The sequence below is a fragment of the Duganella sp. GW821-FHT07F09 genome (genome assembly GCF_059418705.1).
The window spans coordinates 13,855-36,424 of record NZ_JBWKQJ010000023.1 but is presented as its reverse complement, the minus strand read 5'-3'; the positions used below and the strand labels follow the sequence as shown (position 1 = coordinate 36,424).

Genomic DNA, 22,570 nt, shown 5'->3' with positions numbered 1-22,570 from the left:
GGCGGCCGCCGATTACGGGTGCATCAGCGTTTCGATCGGCGGCACCTTGCGCGGTTTGCGGTCAGAATCGGTCGCCACATAGGTCAGCACCGCCTCGGTCACCTTGACGGTGTCGGCCTGCAGGCGGTTGCGCTCCGCGTACACCTCGACGTTAACGGTGATGGACGTATTGCCAACCTTGACAATATCAGCATAGAACGACAGCAGGTCGCCCACGAACACCGGATTCTTGAACAGAAACGAGTTCACGGCGATGGTCGCCACGCGGCCGTTGGCGCGGCGGGTGGCCGGCAGCGAGCCGGCGATATCGACCTGCGACATGATCCAGCCGCCGAAGACATCACCATACACGTTGGCGTCGGACGGCGACGGCATCATGCGCAGTTCCGGCATTTTGCCGGCGGGCAGGCCGCGGTTGACCGTGGTGACGGCGATGGGTGTTGGATTTTCGGGCGTGGTCATCGTGAATTCTCTTCAGGGGCTACAATTACCGGGATTGAACCATAAAAAGCCGACATCCGCCATGCGCCGTTACCCGAATTCCCCGCCAGACCCCGTCGGCACCGCCGCCGCCTCCACACCCACCCGCAGCGACAGCGCCACCCTGAAGACACTGATTCCCTACCTGTGGGTCTACAAATGGCGCGTGCTGCTGGCGCTGGGCTGCCTGGTCGGCGCCAAGCTGGCCAACGTCGGCGTGCCGGTGGTGATGAAAAAGCTGATCGATTCGCTGACGATCACGCCGTCGCATCCGCAGGCGCTGCTGGTACTGCCGGTCGCCGCGCTGGTGGCCTACGGCGTGTTGCGCGTCTCGACCACCCTGTTCACCGAGCTGCGCGAATTCCTGTTCGCGCGCGTCACGCAGCGCGCCGTGCGCACCATCGCGCTGCAAGTGTTCCGCCACCTGCACGCGCTGTCGCTGCGCTTCCACCTGAACCGCCAGACCGGCGGCATGACGCGCGATATCGAACGCGGCACGCGCGCGGTCGGTTCGCTGATCTCGTACACGCTGTTCAACATCCTGCCCACCCTGGTGGAGATCACCTTGGTGCTGGGCTATCTGGTTCTGCACTACGATATCTGGTTCTCGGTGATCACCTTCGTCGCGCTGGTGTTGTACATCACGTTCACTGTCGTCGTCACCAATTGGCGCACGCACTTCCGCCGCACGATGAACGATCTGGACTCCAAGGCCAACACCAAGGCCATCGACTCGCTGATCAACTACGAAACCGTCAAGTACTTCGGCAATGAGGACTACGAGGCCAAACGCTACGACGAAGGCTTGCAGCGCTACGAGTCGGCCGCCGTCAAGTCGCAGACATCGCTGTCGTTGCTGAACACCGGGCAGTCGATGATCATCGCGATTGCCGTCACGTTGATTTTGTGGCGCGCCACGGTGGGCGTCATCAACGGCACCATGACCTTGGGCGATCTGGTGCTGGTCAACGCATTCATGATCCAGCTTTATATTCCGCTCAACTTCCTCGGCGTAATCTACCGCGAGATCAAGCAAAGCCTGGCCGACATGGAAAAACTGTTCTCGCTGCTGGACCAGAACCGCGAGATCGCCGACGCCAAGGATGCGCAGCCGCTGGTCACGCACGGCGCGCAGGTGCGCTTCAACCACGTCGACTTCAGCTACGAATCCAAGCGCCAGATCCTGTTCGACGTCGACTTCACCATCGCGCCGGGCACCACGACGGCGGTGGTTGGGCACAGCGGTTCGGGCAAGTCGACCTTGTCGCGATTGTTGTTCCGCTTCTACGAAGTCAACGCCGGCGGCATCACCATCGATGGCCAGGACCTGCGCTCGCTGACGCAGGACTCGGTGCGGCACGCGATCGGCATCGTGCCGCAGGATACGGTGCTGTTCAACGACACCATCGAATACAACATCGCCTACGGCAAGCCCGGCGCCACGAAGGAGCAGATCGTTGCGGCGGCGAGGGCGGCATCAATCCACGACTTCATCGAAAGCCTGCCGGACGGTTACGGCACGATGGTCGGCGAACGAGGCTTGAAATTGTCGGGTGGTGAAAAGCAGCGCGTGGCGATAGCGCGCACCTTGCTGAAGAACCCCGCCATCCTGATCTTCGACGAAGCCACGTCCGCGCTGGACTCGAAGGCCGAGCAAGCGATCCAGGCGCAGCTCAAGGAAATCGCCAAGAGCCGCACCACAATGGTCATCGCGCACCGCCTGTCGACGGTGGCCGACGCGCAGCAGATCCTGGTGCTCGACCACGGCCGCATCGTCGAACGCGGTACGCACCAATCGCTGCTCGCGGCGGACGGTCTGTACGCGCAGATGTGGCAGCGGCAGCAGGCCAAGGCCGAGGAGGAATTGACCTCGTCGCCCGAGGACGCGGTGCGCGCGGAATAGGTTGTCCCATTTTTTTAACCGTTGATAAGGAACCGACCATGAAGTCACGCTTTGTCCTGGGTGCTGTCACCGCGCTGGTGGCGTGTATGCAGAATGCCTACGCCGATCCCACCGAACAGCAATTCCGCGCCCTCTACAAAGAGCTGGTCGAAACCAACACCACCTTATCGTCGGGCAGCTGTACCCTGGCGGCCGAACGCATCGCCACGCTCCTGAAAGCGGCGGGCTTCCCGGACTCGGACCTGCATCCCTTCGCCGATCCGAAGTTTCCTAAGGAGGGCGGCCTGGTCGCCATCCTGCCGGGCACCGATCCGAAGGCCAAGGCCATCCTGCTGCTGGCGCACATCGACGTGGTCGAGGCCAAGCGCGAGGACTGGGTACGCGACCCGTTCACGTTGATCGAGGAGGACGGCAAGTTCTACGCGCGCGGTGCGCTCGACGACAAGGCGCAGGCGGCCATCTGGGCCAACTCTTTGATCCGCTTCAAGCAGGAAGGCTTCAAGCCGCGCCACACCCTGAAGATGGCGCTGACCTGCGGCGAGGAGACCGCCGGCGCCTTCAACGGCGCCGAGTGGCTGACCAAGAACAAGCGCGACCTGATCGACGCCGGCTACGCGCTCAACGAAGGCGCGGGCGGCGAGCTCGATGCCGCCGGCAAGCGCGTCTCGATGACGGTGCAGGCGGGCGAGAAGGTCGCGCAGAACTACCGGCTGGAAGTGACCAATCGCGGCGGCCACAGTTCGCGTCCGCAAAAGGACAACGCCATCTACCGCCTGGCGTCCGCGCTGAAAAAGGTCGAGGGTTACGAGTTCCCGATCCAACTGGCCGACGGCAGCCGTGGCTACCTGAACGGCATGTCGAAGATCCAGGCGGCGGCCGGCCGCAAGGATGTCGCCGACGCCATGCTGGCGGTGGTCAAGAACCCGGGCGACGCCAAGGCGGTCGCGCTGGTATCGTCGACCGATTCCAGCTGGGGCGCGATGCTGCACACCACGTGCGTCGCGACCTTGCTCGACGCCGGCCACGCCACCAACGCGCTGCCGCAGCGCGCCCGCGCCAACATCAACTGCCGCATCTTCCCCGGCGTGACTCAGGAAGAAGTGCGTCAAACCCTGGTCAAAGCGATCGACGACCCGGCCGTGAAGGTGGAAACGCTGGAAATCCGTGGCGAGAACTCGGCACCGCCGGCATTGACGAAGGCGATCCTGGAACCGGTCGAGCGCATGACGGCCAAGATGTGGCCGGGCGTGCCGGTGATGCCGATCCTGCAGTCCGGCGCCACGGACGGCCAGTTCCTGAACGCCGCCGGCATTCCGACATACGGCATCAGCGGCATCTTCCTCACGCCGGACCTGGGCAACATCCACGGCCTGAACGAATACATCGGCGTGCAATCGCTGATGGAAGGCCGCACCTTCCTGCACGAGCTCGTAAAAATCTACGCCAACCAGTAAAGGCAACTCCGGGGTCAGGTCCTAATGCCGCTAAGTTAAGCGTTCATCTAAATCACGGAGGGCGGATTAGCGCAGCGTAATCCGCCAAGCTCCGTCGGCGGCTCATGGCGGATTACGGCGTTCCGTCTAATCCGCCCTACGAAAATCGCCTTAACTTGGCGGCATTAGGACCTGACCCCGGATTAAAAAAGGCCACCTGACGGTGGCCTTCGTTCTTTCGCTGCGTGTATTACGCGGCGTCTTTTACCATCTCATCTTCCTGGCCCGGTTCGAGCAGCTCGCCCTCCCACTTGGCGACCACCGCCGTGGCGACGCCGTTGCCGATGACGTTGGTCGCGGAACGCGCCATGTCGAGGAAGTGGTCGATGCCCAGCAGCAGCAGCATGCCTGCTTCGGGGATGTTGAACTGGCTCAGCGTGGCGGCGATCACCACCAGCGAGGCGCGCGGCACACCGGCCATGCCCTTGGAGGTGAGCATCAGCACCATCATCATCGTCATCTGCTGGCCCAGCGACATTTCGATGCCGTACGCCTGGGCGATGAACACGGTGGCGAAGGTGCAGTACATCATCGAGCCGTCCAGATTGAACGAGTAGCCGATCGGCAGCACGAACGAGGCGATCCGGTTGCGCACGCCGAAGCGCTCCAGGCCTTCCAAGGTTTTTGGATAGGCCGCTTCGCTCGAGGCGGTCGAGAAGGCCAGCAGGGCGGGGCCGCGCAATTCCTTCATCAGGCCGAACACGCGGCCCTTGAGGAACAGGAAGCCGGCGAAGATCAGCAAGCCCCACAGCAGGATGATGCCGAAGTAGAACTCGGCCATGAACACGCCGTACGTCGACAGCACGCCCAGGCCGCTCTTGGCGATGACGCCGGCGACGGCGGCGAACACGGCGATCGGCGCGAATTTCATCACATAGCCGGTGACCTTGAGCATCACGTGGGCGACGCCGTCGAGCGCGTCGACCATGATGTCGGCCTTCTTGCCGACGGCGGCCGCGGCCGAGCCGAAGAACAGCGAGAAGATAACGATCTGTAGGATTTCGTTCTTGGCCATGCCGTCGATGATCGACGACGGCACCAGATGGGTGACGAAATCCTTCAACGTCAGGCTGGACGTGGCCAGCTCGACCTTCGACGAGGCGGTGGCGGCCATATGGCCCAGCAGCGCGTCGCCCGGGCGGAACAGGTTGACCAGCACCAGGCCCAGGCTCAGCGACATGACCGAGGCGATGAAGAACCAGCCCATGGTCTTGAGACCGATGCGGCCCACTTCGCTGGCGTCGCCCATGCGCGCGATGCCGACGACCAGGGTCGAGAACACCAGCGGCGCGATGATCATTTTAATCAGACGCAGGAACAAAGTCGTAATCAGCGACATCGAATCGGCGAAACTGAGCGGGTTTTCCATGTTGGCATGAACGATGTAGCCTGTAAGGATACCTAGCGCCAGTGCGATCAGGATGTAAGTGGTCAAACGACTTTGTTTATGCATGTTCTCTGTTTTCCATGGTAGTGTCTCTATGGACGCTGGCTGTGGCGGGATAAATCCGCCAAAGCACAATCTCGTACAAAATAATGTCATTTCCCCGCAATGTGGAGGTATGATCCAGCCAATGCAGCTTTGTAAGCTGATGAAACATTGAGCAAGTTCCGCAGTATCCTTGTGGTCAAGGGTACTGTCAAGTTCGCGTGGACGCAGGTCCACATACCTGTCGCGGGCACTCTAACTTTGCCAAAAATATGATAGCGATAAATAATCTGAGCAAATGGTATGGCCAGTTCCAGGTATTGGCCGAATGCACCACCAGCGTCTCCAAAGGCGACGTGATGGTCATTTGCGGGCCGTCCGGTTCGGGCAAGTCGACCCTGATCAAGACCGTCAACGGCCTGGAGCCGTTTCAACAGGGCGAAATCGTGGTCGACGGCATCTCGGTCGGCGCCAAGGGCACCGACCTGCCCAAGCTGCGCGCGCGCATCGGCATGGTGTTCCAAAATTTCGAGCTGTTCCCGCATCTGTCGGTGCGCCAGAACCTGACCCTGGGCCAGGTCAAGGTGCTGGGCCGCAGCGAGGACGAGGCCAACGCGCGCGGCCTGCAGTACCTGGACCGGGTCGGCCTGCTGTCGCAGCAGGACAAATATCCGAACCAGCTGTCCGGCGGCCAGCAGCAGCGCGTGGCCATCGCCCGGGCGCTGTCGATGGACCCGATCGCGATGCTGTTCGACGAGCCCACCTCCGCGCTTGACCCGGAGATGATCAACGAGGTGCTCGACGTGATGGTCGGCCTGGCGCAAGAGGGCATGACGATGATGGTGGTCACGCACGAAATGGGATTCGCCAGGAAGGTGGCCAACCGGGTCGTCTTCATGGACAAGGGGCGGATACTGGAGGACTGCACCAAGGATGAATTCTTCGGCGCCCCGCGTTCCGAGCGCGCCCGGGATTTCCTGGCGCGGATTATTCACTAGCTTGGCTTCGGATCCACCTGCATCACAGATAGCATGCGCCGGCGCCCGCCGGCAGGTCGTTTTTGACGTTCATTGTATTTTTCTTAGGAGGAATCATGTCGTTACCGCGAGTGCTCTATCGTTTTGCCATCGTCGCCGCTAGCGCGGTCTTCGCCACCGGCTCGGCCGCCGCCCAGGAAGCCGGCGGCACGCTGGCCAAGATCAAGCGCACCGGCACCATCACGCTCGGTGTGCGCGACGGCTCCATTCCCTTCTCCTACCTCGACGACAAACAGCAGTACCAGGGCTACTCGGTCGACCTGTGCCTGAAGGCGGTGGCGGCGATCGAGAAGAACCTGGGCCTGTCCGGGCTGAAGGTGGTGATGAATCCCGTCACGGCCGCCAACCGCATTCCGCTCATGGCCAACGGCACCATCGATCTCGAATGCGGCTCGACCACCAACAACGCCGAGCGGCAGAAGCAGGTGGCGTTCGCGCCCACCATGTTCGTCATCTCCAACCGGCTGCTGGTCAAGAAGGCGTCGAACATCCGCAGCCTGGCCGACATGAAGGGCAAGACCCTCGTGGCCACCGCCGGCACCACGACGCTCAAGCAGATGACGATGCTGAACAACGAGCGCAAACTCGGTATGACGATCGCCGTCGGCAAGGACCACCCCGAATCGTTCCTGATGCTGGAAACCGGTCGCGCCGCCGCCGAGGCCAACGACGACATCCTGCTGGCCAGCCAGGTCGCCACCGCGCGCAATCCGGCCGAGTACACCATCCTGCCGGAGGCGTTGTCGGTCGAACCGTACGCGATCATGATGCGGCGCGGCGACCCTGCCTTCAAGGCGGTGGTCGACGCGGCGCTGACGCAGTTCTACCAGTCGCCGGAATTCTCCAAGACCTACGACAAGTGGTTTATGAGCGCGATCCCGCCGCGCGGCATCAACCTCAATTTCCCGATGCCGGCCACGCTCAAGGCGGTCATCGCCAAGCCGACCGATTCGCCCGATCCAGCGGCTTACGCCGTCACGGCGGCGGCACCGGCGCCGGCCGCGCAGAAAACCGACGCCAAGAAATAAGCGCGGCGCGTTGCGATGAACTATCAATGGAACTGGAACATCTTCTGGGAGATGTCGCCGGACGGCGTGCAAACGTACTGGCAGACGTTGCTTTCCGGGCTGGCCTGGACGATGGCGACGTCGCTGGCTGGCTGGGTGATCGCGCTGGCGCTGGGCTTCGCCGTCGGCGCCATGCGCACCTTGCCCAACCGCTGGCTGCGGATGGTGGGCACCGGCTACGTCGAGCTATTTCGCAACGTGCCTTTGCTGGTGCAGATGTTCCTGTGGTTCTTCGTGATGCCGGAGCTGCTGCCGCAGGCCGGCGGCGACTGGCTCAAGTCCCTGCCCAACGCCCCCTTCGTGACGGCGGTGCTGTGCCTGGGCTTCTTCACGTCGGCGCGGGTGGCGGTGCAGGTCACGGCCGGTATCGAGGCGCTGGCCGGTGGTCAGCGCCTGGCCGCGCTGGCGCTGGGCCTTGACCTGCCGCAGACCTACCGCTTCGTGCTGCTGCCGCTGGCGGTGCGCATGATCCTGCCGCCGCTGACGAGCGAATTCCTCAACATCATCAAGAACAGCTCCGTGGCGCTGACCATAGGCTTGATGGAGCTGACCGCCAGCGCCCGCGCCATCCAGGAGTTTTCCTTCCAGGTGTTTGAAGCCTTCACCGCCGCCACGCTGATTTATGTGGTGGTCAACCTGGTGGTGATCGCCGCCATGCGCTGGCTGGAGCACCGCCTCGCGCTGCCCGGCACACTGGGAGGCCGCTGATGTTCGCGCAATTCGACTTCAGCGTCATCGCCAACTCGTGGGTCTACCTGTTCCAGGTCGGCATGGCGTTCACCCTGGAGCTGACGGTGCTGTCGATGATCGGCGGCGTCGCGCTGGGCACCTTGCTGGCGCTGGGGCGCATGTCCAGCTTCAAGCCGCTGGCGCTGGTGGCCGCCGCCTACGTCAACCTGATACGCGCGGTGCCGCTGGTGCTGGTGATCTTCTGGTTCTACTTCCTGGTGCCTTACATGGCCGCGTGGGTGATCGGCGCGCAGGAGCCGGTCAAGGTCGGCACGTTCTGGTCGGCGCTGATCACGTTCACCTTGTTCCAGGCCGCGTACTACTGCGAGATCATGCGCGGCGGGATACAGGCGATCCCGCGCGGACAGGTGCTGGCGGCGCAGGCGCTGGGCCTGAGCTACTGGCAGACGATGGGCCGCATCGTGCTGCCGCAAGCCTTCCGCAACATGCTGCCGGTGCTGCTGACGCAGACCATCGTTCTGTTCCAGGACGTGTCGCTGGTGTATGTGCTGTCGGTGCCGGACTTCGTCGGCGCGGCCAGCAAAGTGGCGCAGCGCGACGGCCGGCTGGTGGAGATGTACACCTTCGTGGCGCTGGTCTACTTCGTTCTGTGCTGCCTGTTGTCGTGGCTCGCGCGGCAGCTGCACAAGCGCGTGGCGATCGTGCGCTAGGCTCTGTTAGTATGGCCCGATTCGAACCAAACAAATGACATCGCATGCCATCCATGAAGACAATCGCCGGCGCCCTGCTGGCGCTCGGACTGCTCGCCAGCGCGCACGCCGCCGATAAAATCGCCGCCGATCTGGTGCTCACGCAGGCCACGCTGATCGACGTCGCCAACGGCGCCGCCATCAAGGGCAAATCGGTCGTGGTGAAGGACGGCAGCATCCTGGCCGTGGTCGACGACCGACAGCTATCCGGTTACGCCGCGAAGACGATCATGCGCCTGCCCGGTAAATATCTGATGCCGGGGTTGTGGGACACCCATGTGCATTTCGGCGGCGGCCCGGCGCTGATCGACGAGAACAAGCATCTGCTTCCGCTGTATCTGGCCAACGGCATCACCACCGTGCGCGATTGTTCCGGCGACCTGCCGGACACCGTGCTGGCATGGCGCGACCAGATCAAGTCCGGCCAGCTCGAAGGGCCGACCATCTTTACCTCCGGCGCCAAGCTGGAAGGCTACAAGCCGCTGTGGAAGGGCACCATCGAAGTCGGCACGCCGGAAGAGGTGGGCAAGGCGCTCGACGGTTTGCAGGCGCAGAAAGTCGATTTCGTCAAAATCACCGAGAACACGCTCAAGCCGGAAATGTATCTGGAAGCGCTGCGGCAAGCCAAAGCGCGCGGCATGCGTACGTCTGGCCACGTGCCGGTGCAGATGACGCTATCGCAGATGTTCGACGCCGGCCTGGGAACGGTGGAGCACCAGTCGTATCTGCTGCGCGCCGCCACGCCGCTCGAGCGCGAGCTGACCGACAAGGTGGCGGCGGGCACGCTGACCGGCAAGGAGGCGATGAAACTGAGCCTGCAAAGCTACGACGAGCAGACCGCGCGCGGCGCCTTCCGCTACATGGCGTCCAAAGGCACGGCGGTGGTGCCGACGTTGTCGGTGTCGCGGGTGGTTGCTTATCTGGACCAAGACGATCATGCGCACGATCCGGCGTTGCAGTACATCGGCAAAGGGTTGCGCGCGACGTACGAGTGGCGTGTGCAGCGCGCCGCGCAGGACGACGCCGACGCGATCGCGCTGCGCAAGGCGACGTTTGAGAAATCCGCCGCGCTGCTGCCGCTGCTGGAGCGGGAGGGCGTCAGCATCATCGCCGGCACCGACGCGGGATTTTTGAACTCGTACGACTATCCCGGCCAGGCGCTACATGACGAAATCGGCTTGTATGTGCGGTACGGCCTGACGCCCGCGCAGGCGTTACGCACGGCGGTGATCAACGGGCCGCGCTTCCTCGGCAAGCTGGATCGCTACGGCGCCATCGACGCCGGCAAGACGGCCGATCTGCTGGTGCTGGATGCGAACCCGCTGCGCGACATCGCCGCCACCCGGCAGATCCGCGTCGTCGTCAGCCGGGGAAAAGTCTACGATCGCGCACAGCTCGACAAGATGCTGGCCGATACCAAGGAGTGGGTCTCGTCGCAGTGAGCGTCACGCGTGCGCGGCGTAGTCCTTCAGGCTGGTCTGCATGAAGTCGATGAACAGCCGCACGCGCGAAGGGATCAGGCGCGACTCGATGATCGCGTGGACCGGGGCGGGCGAGACGTCCCAATCGGGCAGCACGCGCTGCAGCGTGCCGCGCAGGGCGTCGTCGCGCATCTGCGGGCCCGCCGAGATGGCAATGCCCACGCCGAGTGTCGCCAAGGTGCGGCACATGCTGACGTTGTTGGCGCAGTAGCGGCCGGAGACGTCGACCGTGGTGGTTTGTTTTCCCGACGTGAGCGTCCATCGCGATTGCTTTCCCGATGCCGCCTGGATCACGCACTGGTGATGCGCGAGGTCTTGCGGGTGGTTCAGCGGCGGCGCGTCGCGCAGGTACTCCGGTGCCGCGAACAGATAGCGCGGCAGCAGTCCGATCTGCCTGGAGATCAACGTGGACGGCGTCGGTGGCGGCGTGCCGATGCGGATCGCGCAGTCGAAACCATCCGCCACCAGGTCGATGCGGCGCGGTGTCAGATCCATCTCGAAATCGATCAGCGGATACAGTTCGCCGAAGCGCTTGATCGCCGGCGCCAGGTAGCTGATCGCCAGGTCGACCGGCATCGACACGCGAAGCAGGCCGCTGGGGCGTTCGGCCAGTTCCATCAGCGATTCGTGTGCGATGCGTGCTTCGGCGACGATGCCCTGGCAGCGTCGGAAGTACGCCTGGCCCGCTTCCGTCAGCTCCACCTTGCGGGTGGAGCGGTGGAACAAGCGCACGCCGATTTCTTTTTCGAGATCGGAGATGCGGCGCGAGAGCGTCGAGTTGGGCATGTCCAGCTGCTCGGCCGCGCGCCGGAAGCCCTTGGCGTTCGCCACCGCCACAAACAACTCCATACTCGCCAGCAGTGTCATCGATTGCTCCATCTATGGATCAGTGATTTCATTTTAAGCTATTTATCCACCGGGAGAAACAATGGATGATGGCCTCACTGTCATCCACTTCCCGAGGAATCGCAATGAACCAGCTCTCCACCGCAGTCAAGATCGGCCCTTACGACCTTCGCAACCGCATCATCATGGCGCCGATGACCCGCTCGCGCGCCAACGACGCCGACGGCGTCCAGTCCGACCTTGCCGTCACTTACTACCGCCAGCGCGCCAGCGCGGGCCTGATCATCACCGAAGGCACCTTCCCGAGCGCTATGGGCAAGGGCTATGTCGCCACGCCCGGCATTTACAGCGATGCCCAGGTCCAGGCCTGGAAGCGCGTCACCGACGCGGTTCACGCCCAGGGTGGACGGATCTTCCTGCAGTTGATGCACACCGGCCGCATCTCGCATCCCTCGATGCTGCCGCAAGGCGCGCTGCCGGTGGCGCCGTCGGCGATCAAAGCGGCTGGCCAGGCGTACACGATGTCCGGCATGGCCGATTTCGTCACGCCGCGCGCGCTGGAGACGGCGGAAGTGGCGGCGGTGGTGGACGAATACCGCGTGGCCACGCGCCGCGCGCTGGAGGCGGGCTTCGACGGCGTCGAGCTGCATGCGGCATCGGGCTATCTGCCGGAGCAGTTCCTGGCATCAGGGACGAACGTGCGCACGGACCAATACGGCGGATCCGTAGCGAACCGCGCGCGCTTCATCCTGGAGGTGCTGCAAGCGATGATCGCGGAGGCGGGCGCGGACCGCGTCGGCATCAAGATCTCGCCCGAGATGGGCTTCAACGACATCGCCGACGAGAATCCGGTTGAAACCTACACCTATCTGGTGGGTGAACTGGCGCCGTTAAAGCTCGCATATCTGCATGTGGCCCTGTTCAAGGCGAACTACGATTATCACGGCGCGCTGCGGCCGTTGTTCGGTGGCGCCTACCTGCTGGGTGGTGGCCAGAGCCGCGAGTCCGGCGAGCAGCGCATCGCCGCCGGCGAGGCCGATGCCGTTGTCTACGGCAGCACCTTCCTGGCCAATCCGGATCTGCCGCGCCGCTTTGAGTTGAACGCGCCGCTCAACACGCCGAATGCCGCGCTGTTCTATGTCCCTGGCCCGCTGGGCTATATCGATTATCCGGCGCTCGATGAACGCGCCAACCGCGCGCTGAGCATCCACGCGTATGGCGGGCCGGAGGTTTTGCGCTGGGACGAGGTGTCGATGCCGCAGCCCGGCGAAGGGGAGGTGCTGGTGCGCGTGGCCGCCGCCGGCGTCAACGGCCTCGATTGGAAGATTCGTGATGGCTTGGTGCAGGACGCGTTCCCATTGCCGTTGCCGGCCACGCTGGGCATCGAGCTGGCCGGCGAGGTTGCCGCTGTCGGCGCGGGCGTTGAAGGCTACGCCATCGGCGACCGGGTGCACGGCGCGCTCGGAGCCTTGGGCGCGTATGCCGGCCACGTGGTGATCGGCGCCGCCAAGCTGGCGCGGATTCCCTCGGCCATCGACGACGTTACGGCGGCGGCGATTCCGGTCGCATCGCTGACGGCCTGGCAATCGCTGTTCGAGGCGGGACAACTTCAGCGGGGCGAAACGGTGCTGATCCACGGCGGCGCCGGCGCCATCGGCAGCTTCGCCGTGCAGTTCGCGAAGCAGGCCGGCGCCCGGGTGGTGGTCACCGCGCGCGGCCGCAACGCCGATCTGCTGCGCCGCCTTGGCGCCGACGAAGTGATCGACTACCAGGCCGTCCGCTTCGAGGAGACGGTAAAGAATGTCGACCTGGTGCTCGATCTGGTCGGCGGCGAGACCCTGAGCCGCTCCTGGCAAGTGCTGTCGCCGAAGGGCCGCATCTTCACCACGGCGGCTCCGGACATCGCGGCGCAATTGTCGGAGGGACGGCGCGGCGGCTGGTTCCGAATGCGTGCTGACGGCGCCCAACTGGCCGAAATCGCGGGCAAAGTCGCGACCGGCGACCTGACGGTGGTGATCGACGAAGTGTTGACGGCGGAGCAGGCCAGCGAAGCTATCGAGCGCAACAAGCAAGGCCACGGCGCCGGCAAGACGGTGATCCGATTCTAGAGCTACCGGGTCATAGAACTACGGGCTCAAGTCCGACATTCGGACACGGCCTCGGCGCTAATGTGATGGCAAATTGTTATTTCTAGCGTTAGCTGTTGTGGGCTGCGGATGGGGTCGTGTCCGAATGTCAGGCTTGACCCCAATCTTTCTTGGGCGCTGGCCGGCAACAGGTAAAATGTCGGTATCCGCACTTTGATAGCCAGAAAGCCCGCAGCCATGTCCGACTTCGAAAACACTCCCGACAGCATCACCATCGCCCGTCCAGACGACTGGCACCTGCACCTGCGCGACGGCGCCACGCTGGCCAGCGTGCTGCCGCACAGCGCGCGCCAGTTCGCCCGTGCCATCGTGATGCCCAACCTGAAGCCGCCGGTGACCACCACCGCCGCCGCCGAGGCGTACCGCAGCCGCATCATGGCCGCGCTGCCCTCCGGTATGAAGTTCGAGCCGCTGATGACGCTCTACCTGACCAACAACACGCCGCCCGACGAGATCCTGCGCGCGCAGGAAAGCGGCATCGTGCACGCCGTCAAACTGTATCCGGCAGGCGCCACCACCAATTCCGACGCCGGCGTCACCGACCTGTCGAACTGCTACAAAACGCTGGAGATGATGCAGGAAGTCGGCATGCCGTTCCTGGTCCACGGCGAAGTCACCGACCAGGATATCGACCTGTTCGACCGCGAGGCCGTCTTCATCGAGCGCGTCATGCGCCCGCTGCGCCGCGATTTCCCGGCGCTGAATATCGTCTTCGAGCATATCACCACCAAGCACGCCGCCCAGTACGTGGCCGAAGCCGAAGGCCCGATCGCCGCCACCATCACCGCGCATCATCTGCTGTACAACCGCAACGACATCTTCAAGGGCGGCATTCGCCCGCACTACTACTGCCTGCCGGTTCTCAAGCGCGAAGAACATCGCCTGGCGCTGGTCACCGCCGCCACCAGCGGCGACGAGCGCTTCTTCCTCGGCACCGATTCGGCGCCGCACGCGCAGGGTGCCAAGGAGGCCGCTTGCGGCTGCGCCGGTTGCTATACCGCGCTGCATGCGATGGAGCTGTACGCCGAAGCGTTCGAGCGCGCCGGCGCGCTGGACAAGCTGGAAGCCTTCGCCAGCTTCAACGGCCCGGCCTTCTACAACCTGCCGCGCAACACCGACACCATCACGCTCAAACGCGAGCAGTGGACGCTGCCCGAAACGCTGCCGATGGCGGACCAGCAGGTGGTGCCGCTCAACGCCGGCGAAACCATCAACTGGAAAATGGTATAAGCAGTGCTGGAATCGATCGACTGGTCGCGCCCCTGGTATGAATCGGTACGGGACGCGGCCGGAAAGCTGACAGCGGACGTCCATTTCAGAGACGCCTTCAGCGCGCAGGCCGCCGCACTGGGCCTGCGCAATCACCTTGGCTTGCCGCTGTCCTTCGTGCCGCAGGATGCGCTGCCCGATGGCACCGCGTACGAAGCCTTCATCGGCGCCACCGGCGGCGTGCCCACGCGCGACAATCTCCACGACTTCTTCAACGGCCTGGTATGGCTTAGCTTCCCGCTGATCAAAGTGCGGCTGAACGCCTTGCAGGCGGGGCAGATCGCGCAGGACGGCGTGGGCAAATCGCGCGGCCCCGCGCGCGACGGCGCCACCATCTTCGACGAAAACGCGGCGCTGCTGGTGGTGCGCGATTGCGATAGCGGCCATCGCCTGACCGAGGCGCTGCGCGAACATCGCTGGCACGACGCTTTCGTCGGCCGGCGCGCCAGCTTCGGCCCCGACGCCCAGGTATGGCTGTTCGGCCACGCGCTGATGGAGAAGTTGGTTGCACCTCGCAAGGCGATCACCGCGCACACCCGCGTGGTGGTGGCGGGCGACGATTTCTTCGCGATGGAGCACGCCGCGCGGCGCGCATGGCTGGACCGCAAAGTGGCGCTGGACTTGGCCGACAATGGTCTCAGCACCGCCGACTTCACGCCGATGCAGGCGCTGGGCGTGCCCGGATGGTGGCCGGACCAGGACGACGCCTTCTACGCCGACGCAACGGTGTTCCGCCCCAAACGGCCAGTCGCAGTAAAATAGCATCTCGACATTACGCCGCAGTTGACCGCAGCACAACCACTATCGCCGCCGACGCGGCAGAAAGATCACGCCATGACGCAGGTAATTCGCTGGGGCATACTCGGAACGGGCAAAATCGCCAAGGCCTTCGCCACCGCATTGCAGGACACGCCGGGCGCAAAACTCGCGGCGATTGGTTCGCGCTCCGTAGATAGCGCTACCAAATTCGGCGCGGAGTTCGGCGCCGAGCGTTTCCACGGCAGCTACCAGGCGCTGGCCGACGATCCCGAGGTCGATGTCATCTATATCGGCACGCCGCACCCGATGCACCACGAGAACGCGCTGATGTGCCTCAACGGCGGCAAGGCGGTGCTGGTGGAGAAGTCGTTCACGATGAACCGCCGCCAGGCCGAGGACATCATCGCGCTGGCGCGCGAGAAAAAACTGTTCGTCATGGAGGCGATGTGGACGCGCTTCATGCCGGCCGTGGTCGAGGCCAAGCGCATCGTCGACAGCGGCGAGATCGGCAAGCCGGCGCATGTCACCGCCGATTTCGGCTTCACGTCCGACGCGGGGCCGGAGCATCGCCTGTTCAATCCGGAGCTGGGCGGCGGCGCGCTGCTGGACCTGGGCATCTATCCGCTGTCGATGTCGTCGTTCTTCCTCGGCACCGTCACCGGCGTGAAGGCGCAGGCCGAGATGGCGCCGACCGGCGTCGACATGCAGACCGCGTTCACGCTCACGCACGAAGGCGGCGGCGTGTCGGCGTGCGCGTGCAGCCTGCGTTCGCGCACGCCGACCGAGCTGACGATCTCCGGCACCAAGGGCTTCGTGCGCCTGAGCGACCGTTTCCACAACACCGAGACCATCACCGTCACCCTGGTCGACGGCGCCGCGCGCAGCGAGCGCACGATGACGATCGCCCGCACCGGCAACGGCTATACCCACGAAGCGCAGGAAGTGGGCCGCTGCATCCGCGAAGGGCTGATCGAAAGCCCGGTCATGCCGCACGCGGAAACGCTCAACATCATGGGCACGCTGGACTCGATCCGCCAGCAGATCGGCCTGCGCTACGGCGCCGACGAATGAGGTAGCAAATAAGTTAAGTTCAAGCGCGGTTGGCGGGAACTGGGTAAAATCGGCAGATGTCGTTTCGATAACCGGGAAAACCCATGTTTGTCGCCAGCCGCGCACCCTCGCTCAAAACCGTGTTGATCGCCACCGGCGTCGTCCTGACGCTGGCGATGGGCGTGCGCCACGGCTTCGGCTTCTGGATGCAGCCGATTTCCCAGGCCAACGGCTGGACGCGCGAAACCTATTCGCTGGCGCAGGCCTTGCAGAATTTGATGTGGGGCGCCTTCGGCCCGTTCGCCGGCATGGCGGCGGACCGCTTCGGCACCATGCGCGTGGTGCTGGTGGGCGCGCTCAGTTACGCGGCGGGATTGATCTGGATGGCGGTGGTGACCGATCCGACCATGTTCGTCATCGGCACCGGGGTGCTGATCGGCCTGGGGCTTTCCTGCACCGCGTTCGGCGCCGTCAGCGGCATCATCGGCCGTGTCGCGCCGGCCGAGAAGCGCTCGTGGGCCTTCGGCATCTCCGGCGCCGCCAGTTCGTTCGGCCAGTTCCTGATGATGCCCGTCGAGCAGCAGCTGATCTCCGCGATCGGCTGGCAAAACGCCTTCTATGTGCTGGCCGCGCTGGTGCTGCTGTTGATGATACCGATGACCTTCTATCTGCGCGAGCCGGCGCTCGACCATGGCGACGGTCCGCAGCAAAGCATCCGCGAGGCGATGAGCGAGGCGATTCGCAACCGCTCCTTCCTGTTCCTGGTGGCGGGTTACTTTGTCTGCGGCTTCCAGGTGGTGTTCATCGGCGTGCATTTGCCGGCCTATTTGAAGGACAAGGGCATCGGCGATCCGAGCGTGGCGGTGATGGCGCTGGCGCTGATTGGCTTGTTCAATATTGTCGGCTCCTACTATGCCGGCAAATTGGGTGGACGGCTGCCGAAGCGGTATTTGCTGTCGTCGATTTACTTCACGCGGTCGATCGTGATCTCGCTGTTCCTGCTGGCGCCATTGACGCCGTTTTCGGTGTACGTGTTCGCGGCGGCGATGGGGTTGATCTGGCTGTCGACGGTGCCGCTGACGAACGGGATCATCGCCGGGATTTTCGGCGTCAAGCATATGTCGATGCTGGCGGGCGTGGTGTTCTTCTCGCACCAGGTGGGCAGCTTCCTTGGCGTGTGGATGGGCGGATTCCTGTTCGCCAAGCAGGGCAGCTATGACATCGTCTGGGGCATCTCGATCGCGCTGGGCGTGATGGCGGGGCTGATTAATCTGCCGATCAACGAGCGGCCGGTGGTGCGCAGCGTATTGAAGGCGGCGTAGCGATGAAAACGTGGGCGCTGCGGGCGGCTGGAGTTGTGGTGGTGGCGCTGGTGTTCATGGCCTACCTGCAGCCGGAGTTCGTGGTCGATCTGGCGAACCGATTCTACATGTGCTTCTGAGCGGAGCGTACATGGCGGATTACGGCGTTCCGCCTAATCCGCCCTACGTGTCTCCACGGCTGAGCCGCACGCCGTGGCCCCCGCGAATTACATGATGGCCACCAAGGTCAATAATAATGAGGAAACACGTAGGGCGGATTAGCGAAGCGTAATCCGCCAGGAGCCGCCGACAGCCTTGTTAAAGCCCAGCCCGTGTAGCAATGGTGGACCTGACCCCGGATTAGACTTTGAGGAATTCTTCGCGGCCGCCTAGCCAGCGGGCCAGGTGCGCTTCGACCGTGGCGGCTTTTTCGGCGCTGTCGGCGTGCAGCAGGTCGTGCGCGACGTCGCGCGCCTGGTCCACCAGCCAGCCGTCCGTCTCCAGATCCGCGAACCTCAGCATCGCTTGCCCCGATTGCCGCGCGCCGAGGAATTCGCCCGGCCCGCGTATCTCCAGGTCGCGCCGGGCGATCTCGAAGCCGTCGGTGGTTTCGCGCATCGTCATCAGCCGCTGCTTGGCGACGCCGCCCAGCGGGCTTTGATACAGCAGCAAACACACGCTGGCGGCCGAACCCCGCCCCACGCGCCCGCGCAGCTGGTGCAGCTGCGATAGCCCGAAGCGCTCCGCGTGCTCGATCACCATCAGCGACGCATTCGGTACGTCGACACCCACCTCGATCACCGTCGTCGCCACCAGCACCTGCATTTCGTTGGCGATGAAGGCGTCCATCACCGCCTGTTTTTCCGCCGGCTTCAGGCGCCCGTGCACCAGGCCCACGCTCAGATCCGGCAGCGCTTCGGCCAGCAGCGCGTGCGTGTCGGTCGCCGTTTGCAGTTGCAGCGCTTCCGATTCCTCGATCAGCGGGCAGACCCAGTAAATCTGCCGGCCTTCGAGCGCCGCCGCGTGCACGCGTTCGATCACTTCGTCGCGCCGGTTCTGGTCGATGGCGCGCGTGACGATCGGGCTGCGCCCCGGCGGCAGTTCGTCGATGACCGACACTTCCAGGTCGGCGTAGTAGGTCATCGCCAGGGTGCGCGGGATCGGCGTGGCCGACATCATCAACTGGTGCGGGATCGCGCCTTCGTTGCCCTTGTTGCGCAAGGTGAGCCGCTGGCCGACGCCGAAACGGTGCTGCTCGTCGACGATCACCAGCCCCAGATTGGCGAAGATGACCGCTTCCTGGATCAGCGCGTGCGTGCCGATCACCAGTTGCGCTTCGCCCGATTCGATCAGTTCATACGTGGCCAGCTTGTCCTTCTTTTTCAAGCTGCCCGTCAGCCACGCGACCTTGACGCCCAAGGGCTCCATCCACGCGGCGATCTTGCGGAAGTGCTGGTCGGCGAGGATTTCGGTGGGCGCCATCAGCGCGGCCTGGAAGCCGCTGTCGATCGCTTGCGCGGCGGCCAGCGCGGATACCACCGTCTTGCCGCTGCCTACGTCGCCCTGCAACAGCCGCTGCATCGGGTACGGGTGGCGCAGGTCGGCGCGGATTTCATCGAGCACGCGCTGCTGCGCGCCGGTCAGCTTGAACGGCAGCGCCGCCTGGAAGCGCTGCGACAGCGCGCCGACCACCTTCAGCGCGGCGGCGCCCTTGGAGCGGCGCGCGCGTTGTGCGCGTTTCAAGGACAGCTGCTGCGCCAGCAGCTCGTCGAACTTCACCCGCGTCCACGCGGGATGCGAGCGGTCGGCCAGCGCGTGCTCGTCGACCTGTTGCGGCGGATGGTGCAGCAGCCGGACCGCCGGTTCGAAGTCCGACAGCTGCATCTCGGCGCGCAGCTCGGCCGGCAAGGTGTCGGTCCAGTCGACCCGTTTCATGGCGTCGCCGATGGCGCGCCGCAGGATCGGCTGCGACAGGCCTTCGCCCGACGGATACACCGGCGTCAGGGACGTCGGCAGCGGGGCGCCCTCGTTGATGACCTTATAGGCCGGGTGCACCATCTCGGCGCCGAAGAAGCCGTGCTTGAGCTCTCCGCGCGCGCGCACCCGCGTGCCTTCGGCCAGCTGCTTGACCTGGCTGCCGTAGAAGTTCATGAAGCGCAGTTGCAGGTCGCCCGTTTCGTCGGCGATGTGCACCAGCAGTTGCTTGCGCGGCTTGTAGGTGATTTCGTTCTTGACCACCACGCCCTCGACCTGCGAGGTGTCGCCGCCGTGCAGGCGGGCCTCTTCGATGGTGATGACCTGGGTTTCGTCCTCGTAGCGCATCGGCAGGTGCAGCACCAGATCCATGTCCGTGTGCAGGCCGAGTTTGGCCAGCTTGGCTTCCGGGCTGACGGCCTTCCGGGCGGGCTTGGGCGGGCTTTTTAGCGCGCTGTTGGGTGGCGGCAGAGGCATATTCGAGCGTTTTTCGGGCACTAGCGTAAAATAGAGGGTTGCCCGTGACAAATCAATGGCAATAACGCCGGTATTGTAAGGCTCCCACACTAAGTGGCGTAGCCGATTTTCTTCAACAGTTTCCAGAAGTCCGCAAAATGTACTCGCTTTCCGATTTCGATTTTAACCTGCCGCAAGAGCGTATTGCGCAATTCCCGCTGCCGGACCGCAGCGCCTCCCGCCTGCTGCATCTGGACGGCGAGACCATTGTCGACCGCCAATTCGCCGACATCGTCGGCCTGCTGCAAGCTGGCGACCTGCTGGTGATGAACGATACCCGCGTGCTCAAGGCGCGTTTCTTCGGCGTCAAGGAAAGCGGCGGCAAGATCGAGGCGCTGGTCGAGCGCGTGCTGGACAACCGCACCGTGCTGGCCCAGGTGCGCGCCTCCAAGTCGCCCGGCCCCGGCGTCAGGATCCGCCTGGCCGACGCCTTCGACGTCACCGTCGGCGAGCGCGCCGGCGAGTTCTTCACCTTGCATTTCGACGCCGACGTATTCGAACTGATCGAGGCGCACGGCCGCCTGCCGCTGCCGCCCTACATCGAGCACGACGCCGATTCGTTCGACGAGACGCGTTACCAGACCGTGTTCAACAAGGTGCCCGGCGCCGTCGCCGCGCCCACCGCCGGCTTGCATTTCGACGAAAAGCTGCTGGCCGAGCTCAAGGCCAAGGGCGTCGAGTTCGCCTACGTGACCTTGCACGTGGGTGCCGGCACCTTCCAGCCGGTGCGCGCCGAGGTGTTGTCCGAGCACAAGATGCACACCGAGTGGTACACCATGCCGCAGGAGACCGTGGACGCGGTGCGCGCGGCCCGCGCCGCCGGCCGCGACGTGGTGGCGGTCGGCACCACCAGCCTGCGCGCGCTGGAGTCGGCCTCGCAGGGCGGCGAGCTGGAGGCCGGCAGCGCCGACACCGCGCTGTTCATCACACCCGGCTACCGGTTCAAGACGGTCACGCGCCTGATCACCAATTTCCACCTGCCCAAGTCGACCCTGCTGATGCTGGTGTCGGCCTTCGCCGGTTTTGAACCGATCCGCGCGGCCTACGCCCACGCGATCGCCAACGAATATCGCTTTTTCAGCTATGGCGACGCCATGCTGCTGACGACGCAAGCCCGAGCATAATAAGGAATCTTCAATGTTGGAATTTACGCTACACAAGACCGATAGCAGCGGCCTGACCAAGGCCCGCCGCGGCGAAGTCAAACTCAACCACGGCGTGGTGCAGACCCCGATCTTCATGCCGGTCGGCACCTACGGTTCGGTCAAGGCGATGTCGCCGCTGGAGTTGAAGGAAATCGACGCCCAGATCATCCTGGGCAACACCTTCCACCTGTGGCTGCGCCCGGGCAACGACGTCATCTCCAAATTCGGCGGCCTGCACGACTTCATGGCGTGGGACAAGCCGATCCTGACCGATTCCGGCGGCTTCCAGGTGTTTTCGCTGGGCGCGATGCGCAAGATCACGGAAGAGGGCGTCCATTTCAATTCGCCGATCAATGGCGACAAGCTGTTCCTGTCGCCGGAAGTGTCGATGCAGGTCCAGCGCGTGCTCAATTCCGACATCGTCATGCAGTTCGACGAATGCACACCGTACGAGATCGACAACCGCCCGGCCACCCTTGACGAGGCGGCAAAGTCGATGCGGATGTCCTTGCGCTGGGCGCAACGATCCAATGACGAGTTCCATCGCGGCGAGAACCCGAACGCGCTGTTCGGCATCGTCCAGGGCGGCATGTTCGAGAACCTGCGCGACGAGTCGCTCGCCGGCCTCGAAGAGATCGACTTCCCGGGCCTGGCCATCGGCGGCCTGTCGGTTGGCGAGCCGAAGGAGGACATGATGCGCATCCTGGCGCACGTCGGCCCCAGGCTGCCGGCCAACAAGCCGCACTACCTGATGGGCGTGGGCACGCCGGAGGACCTGGTGGCGGGCGTGTCGAACGGCGTCGACATGTTCGATTGCGTGATGCCCACCCGTAACGCCCGCAACGGCTGGCTGTTCACCCGCTTCGGCGACATCAAGATCAAGAACGCGCGTTACAAGGATGACAAGGAGCCGCTGGACAGCACCTGCTCCTGCTACGCCTGCCGCAACTTCTCGCGCGCCTATCTGCACCATCTGAACCGCACCCAGGAGATCTTGGGCGCGCGCCTGAACACCATCCACAACCTGCACTACTATCTGGACATCATGCGCCAGATGCGCGAGGCGCTGGATGACGACCGCTTCCACGCCTGGACCTTGCAATTCCACGCGGAACGGGCGCGCGGCATCTAATTGCTTCAACAACTGTTGCAAGTCTTGTAAAAAGAATTCAACCACCCATATAGCCGGAAGTCCTTTCGGCTTCCGGCCAGTGCTAGAATACAGCGCTGTTTT

General features: G+C 64.1%; 18 protein-coding genes. 14 read left to right on the top strand and 4 right to left on the bottom strand.

The window, feature by feature from the left end; all coding sequences use genetic code 11:
• Positions 1-12: 12 nt before the first annotated feature.
• Positions 13-462, bottom strand: a complete 450-nt coding sequence (locus AC07P1_RS32480; protein ID WP_090324820.1) for an acyl-CoA thioesterase — start codon at positions 460-462, stop codon at positions 13-15.
• A 61-nt stretch (positions 463-523) separates the two neighbouring features.
• On the opposite strand from AC07P1_RS32480, the gene AC07P1_RS32475 reads away from it, so the two are divergent.
• The gene (locus AC07P1_RS32475; protein ID WP_494699723.1) at positions 524-2,383 is read left to right on the top strand and encodes an ABCB family ABC transporter ATP-binding protein/permease; all 1,860 of its coding nucleotides are present in this window, start codon (positions 524-526) and stop codon (positions 2,381-2,383) included.
• A 38-nt stretch (positions 2,384-2,421) separates the two neighbouring features.
• On the top strand, positions 2,422-3,837 hold the full coding sequence (locus AC07P1_RS32470; RefSeq protein ID WP_494699722.1) for a M20/M25/M40 family metallo-hydrolase: 1,416 nt from the start codon (positions 2,422-2,424) through the stop codon (positions 3,835-3,837).
• A 229-nt stretch (positions 3,838-4,066) separates the two neighbouring features.
• Here the strand turns inward: AC07P1_RS32470 and AC07P1_RS32465 are convergent, their stop codons facing one another.
• Positions 4,067-5,329, bottom strand: a complete 1,263-nt coding sequence (locus AC07P1_RS32465) for a dicarboxylate/amino acid:cation symporter (RefSeq protein ID WP_494699721.1) — start codon at positions 5,327-5,329, stop codon at positions 4,067-4,069.
• Positions 5,330-5,577: 248 nt separating this feature from the next.
• Between AC07P1_RS32465 and AC07P1_RS32460 the strand changes: the two genes are divergently transcribed.
• The 5 genes from AC07P1_RS32460 to AC07P1_RS32440 all read left to right on the top strand — a co-directional run bounded on the left by AC07P1_RS32460 (position 5,578) and on the right by AC07P1_RS32440 (position 10,290).
• On the top strand, positions 5,578-6,303 hold the full coding sequence (locus AC07P1_RS32460; RefSeq protein WP_315222059.1) for an amino acid ABC transporter ATP-binding protein: 726 nt from the start codon (positions 5,578-5,580) through the stop codon (positions 6,301-6,303).
• A 95-nt stretch (positions 6,304-6,398) separates the two neighbouring features.
• Positions 6,399-7,370 (top strand): amino acid ABC transporter substrate-binding protein, encoded by a 972-nt coding sequence (locus AC07P1_RS32455; protein WP_494699720.1) that lies wholly within the window; start codon positions 6,399-6,401, stop codon positions 7,368-7,370.
• A 15-nt stretch (positions 7,371-7,385) separates the two neighbouring features.
• Positions 7,386-8,117 carry an amino acid ABC transporter permease gene (locus AC07P1_RS32450; protein WP_494699719.1) on the top strand — a complete coding sequence of 244 codons (732 nt, stop codon included), beginning with the start codon at positions 7,386-7,388 and terminating at the stop codon, positions 8,115-8,117.
• Positions 8,117-8,809 (top strand): amino acid ABC transporter permease, encoded by a 693-nt coding sequence (locus AC07P1_RS32445; protein ID WP_494699718.1) that lies wholly within the window; start codon positions 8,117-8,119, stop codon positions 8,807-8,809. The genes AC07P1_RS32450 and AC07P1_RS32445 overlap by 1 nt, the downstream gene beginning before the upstream one ends.
• A 53-nt stretch (positions 8,810-8,862) precedes the next feature.
• Complete coding sequence (locus AC07P1_RS32440; protein WP_494699717.1) at positions 8,863-10,290, top strand: amidohydrolase family protein; 1,428 nt, start codon at positions 8,863-8,865, stop codon at positions 10,288-10,290.
• Positions 10,291-10,293: 3 nt separating this feature from the next.
• Here AC07P1_RS32440 and AC07P1_RS32435 read toward each other — a convergent pair whose 3' ends face one another.
• Positions 10,294-11,196 (bottom strand): LysR family transcriptional regulator, encoded by a 903-nt coding sequence (locus tag AC07P1_RS32435; protein ID WP_494699716.1) that lies wholly within the window; start codon positions 11,194-11,196, stop codon positions 10,294-10,296.
• Between the two features lie 104 nt (positions 11,197-11,300).
• Here AC07P1_RS32435 and AC07P1_RS32430 point away from each other — a divergent pair, with 104 nt between their 5' ends.
• The 5 genes from AC07P1_RS32430 (at position 11,301) to AC07P1_RS32410 (ending at position 17,722) form a co-directional block, all read left to right on the top strand.
• The gene (locus tag AC07P1_RS32430) at positions 11,301-13,283 is read left to right on the top strand and encodes an oxidoreductase (RefSeq protein ID WP_494699715.1); all 1,983 of its coding nucleotides are present in this window, start codon (positions 11,301-11,303) and stop codon (positions 13,281-13,283) included.
• 216 nt (positions 13,284-13,499) lie between these two features.
• Positions 13,500-14,552 (top strand): dihydroorotase, encoded by a 1,053-nt coding sequence (gene pyrC, locus AC07P1_RS32425; RefSeq protein ID WP_494699714.1) that lies wholly within the window; start codon positions 13,500-13,502, stop codon positions 14,550-14,552.
• 3 nt (positions 14,553-14,555) lie between these two features.
• Complete coding sequence (locus AC07P1_RS32420; protein WP_494699713.1) at positions 14,556-15,353, top strand: DUF3025 domain-containing protein; 798 nt, start codon at positions 14,556-14,558, stop codon at positions 15,351-15,353.
• Between the two features lie 72 nt (positions 15,354-15,425).
• Entirely contained in the window at positions 15,426-16,421 is a 996-nt protein-coding gene (locus tag AC07P1_RS32415; protein WP_494699712.1) for a Gfo/Idh/MocA family protein, read from the top strand.
• Positions 16,422-16,504: 83 nt separating this feature from the next.
• On the top strand, positions 16,505-17,722 hold the full coding sequence (locus AC07P1_RS32410) for an MFS transporter (RefSeq protein WP_494699711.1): 1,218 nt from the start codon (positions 16,505-16,507) through the stop codon (positions 17,720-17,722).
• A gap of 339 nt (positions 17,723-18,061) precedes the next feature.
• Here AC07P1_RS32410 and recG read toward each other — a convergent pair whose 3' ends face one another.
• Positions 18,062-20,152, bottom strand: a complete 2,091-nt coding sequence (recG, locus tag AC07P1_RS32405) for an ATP-dependent DNA helicase RecG (RefSeq protein WP_494699710.1) — start codon at positions 20,150-20,152, stop codon at positions 18,062-18,064.
• Positions 20,153-20,289: 137 nt separating this feature from the next.
• On the opposite strand from recG, the gene queA reads away from it, so the two are divergent.
• Positions 20,290-21,315 (top strand): tRNA preQ1(34) S-adenosylmethionine ribosyltransferase-isomerase QueA, encoded by a 1,026-nt coding sequence (gene queA, locus AC07P1_RS32400; RefSeq protein ID WP_494699709.1) that lies wholly within the window; start codon positions 20,290-20,292, stop codon positions 21,313-21,315.
• Positions 21,316-21,328: 13 nt separating this feature from the next.
• The gene (gene tgt, locus AC07P1_RS32395) at positions 21,329-22,468 is read left to right on the top strand and encodes a tRNA guanosine(34) transglycosylase Tgt (RefSeq protein ID WP_471703731.1); all 1,140 of its coding nucleotides are present in this window, start codon (positions 21,329-21,331) and stop codon (positions 22,466-22,468) included.
• The last annotated feature ends 102 nt before the right edge of the window (positions 22,469-22,570 follow it).

Bases quoted from the DNA above. Each gene is read 5' to 3' on its own strand.
- AC07P1_RS32430 (WP_494699715.1), top strand. From the start codon at position 11,301: ATGAACCAGCTCTCCACCGCAGTCAAGATCGGCCCTTACGACCTTCGC.
- recG (WP_494699710.1), bottom strand. From the start codon at position 20,152: ATGCCTCTGCCGCCACCCAACAGCGCGCTAAAAAGCCCGCCCAAGCCC.
- AC07P1_RS32435 (WP_494699716.1), bottom strand. From the start codon at position 11,196: ATGACACTGCTGGCGAGTATGGAGTTGTTTGTGGCGGTGGCGAACGCC.
- AC07P1_RS32415 (WP_494699712.1), top strand. From the start codon at position 15,426: ATGACGCAGGTAATTCGCTGGGGCATACTCGGAACGGGCAAAATCGCC.
- AC07P1_RS32445 (WP_494699718.1), top strand. From the start codon at position 8,117: ATGTTCGCGCAATTCGACTTCAGCGTCATCGCCAACTCGTGGGTCTAC.
- AC07P1_RS32455 (WP_494699720.1), top strand. From the start codon at position 6,399: ATGTCGTTACCGCGAGTGCTCTATCGTTTTGCCATCGTCGCCGCTAGC.
- AC07P1_RS32475 (WP_494699723.1), top strand. From the start codon at position 524: ATGCGCCGTTACCCGAATTCCCCGCCAGACCCCGTCGGCACCGCCGCC.
- AC07P1_RS32410 (WP_494699711.1), top strand. From the start codon at position 16,505: ATGTTTGTCGCCAGCCGCGCACCCTCGCTCAAAACCGTGTTGATCGCC.
- AC07P1_RS32450 (WP_494699719.1), top strand. From the start codon at position 7,386: ATGAACTATCAATGGAACTGGAACATCTTCTGGGAGATGTCGCCGGAC.
- AC07P1_RS32460 (WP_315222059.1), top strand. From the start codon at position 5,578: ATGATAGCGATAAATAATCTGAGCAAATGGTATGGCCAGTTCCAGGTA.
- AC07P1_RS32480 (WP_090324820.1), bottom strand. From the start codon at position 462: ATGACCACGCCCGAAAATCCAACACCCATCGCCGTCACCACGGTCAAC.
- AC07P1_RS32465 (WP_494699721.1), bottom strand. From the start codon at position 5,329: ATGCATAAACAAAGTCGTTTGACCACTTACATCCTGATCGCACTGGCG.
- AC07P1_RS32470 (WP_494699722.1), top strand. From the start codon at position 2,422: ATGAAGTCACGCTTTGTCCTGGGTGCTGTCACCGCGCTGGTGGCGTGT.
- queA (WP_494699709.1), top strand. From the start codon at position 20,290: ATGTACTCGCTTTCCGATTTCGATTTTAACCTGCCGCAAGAGCGTATT.
- tgt (WP_471703731.1), top strand. From the start codon at position 21,329: ATGTTGGAATTTACGCTACACAAGACCGATAGCAGCGGCCTGACCAAG.
- AC07P1_RS32440 (WP_494699717.1), top strand. From the start codon at position 8,863: ATGAAGACAATCGCCGGCGCCCTGCTGGCGCTCGGACTGCTCGCCAGC.
- pyrC (WP_494699714.1), top strand. From the start codon at position 13,500: ATGTCCGACTTCGAAAACACTCCCGACAGCATCACCATCGCCCGTCCA.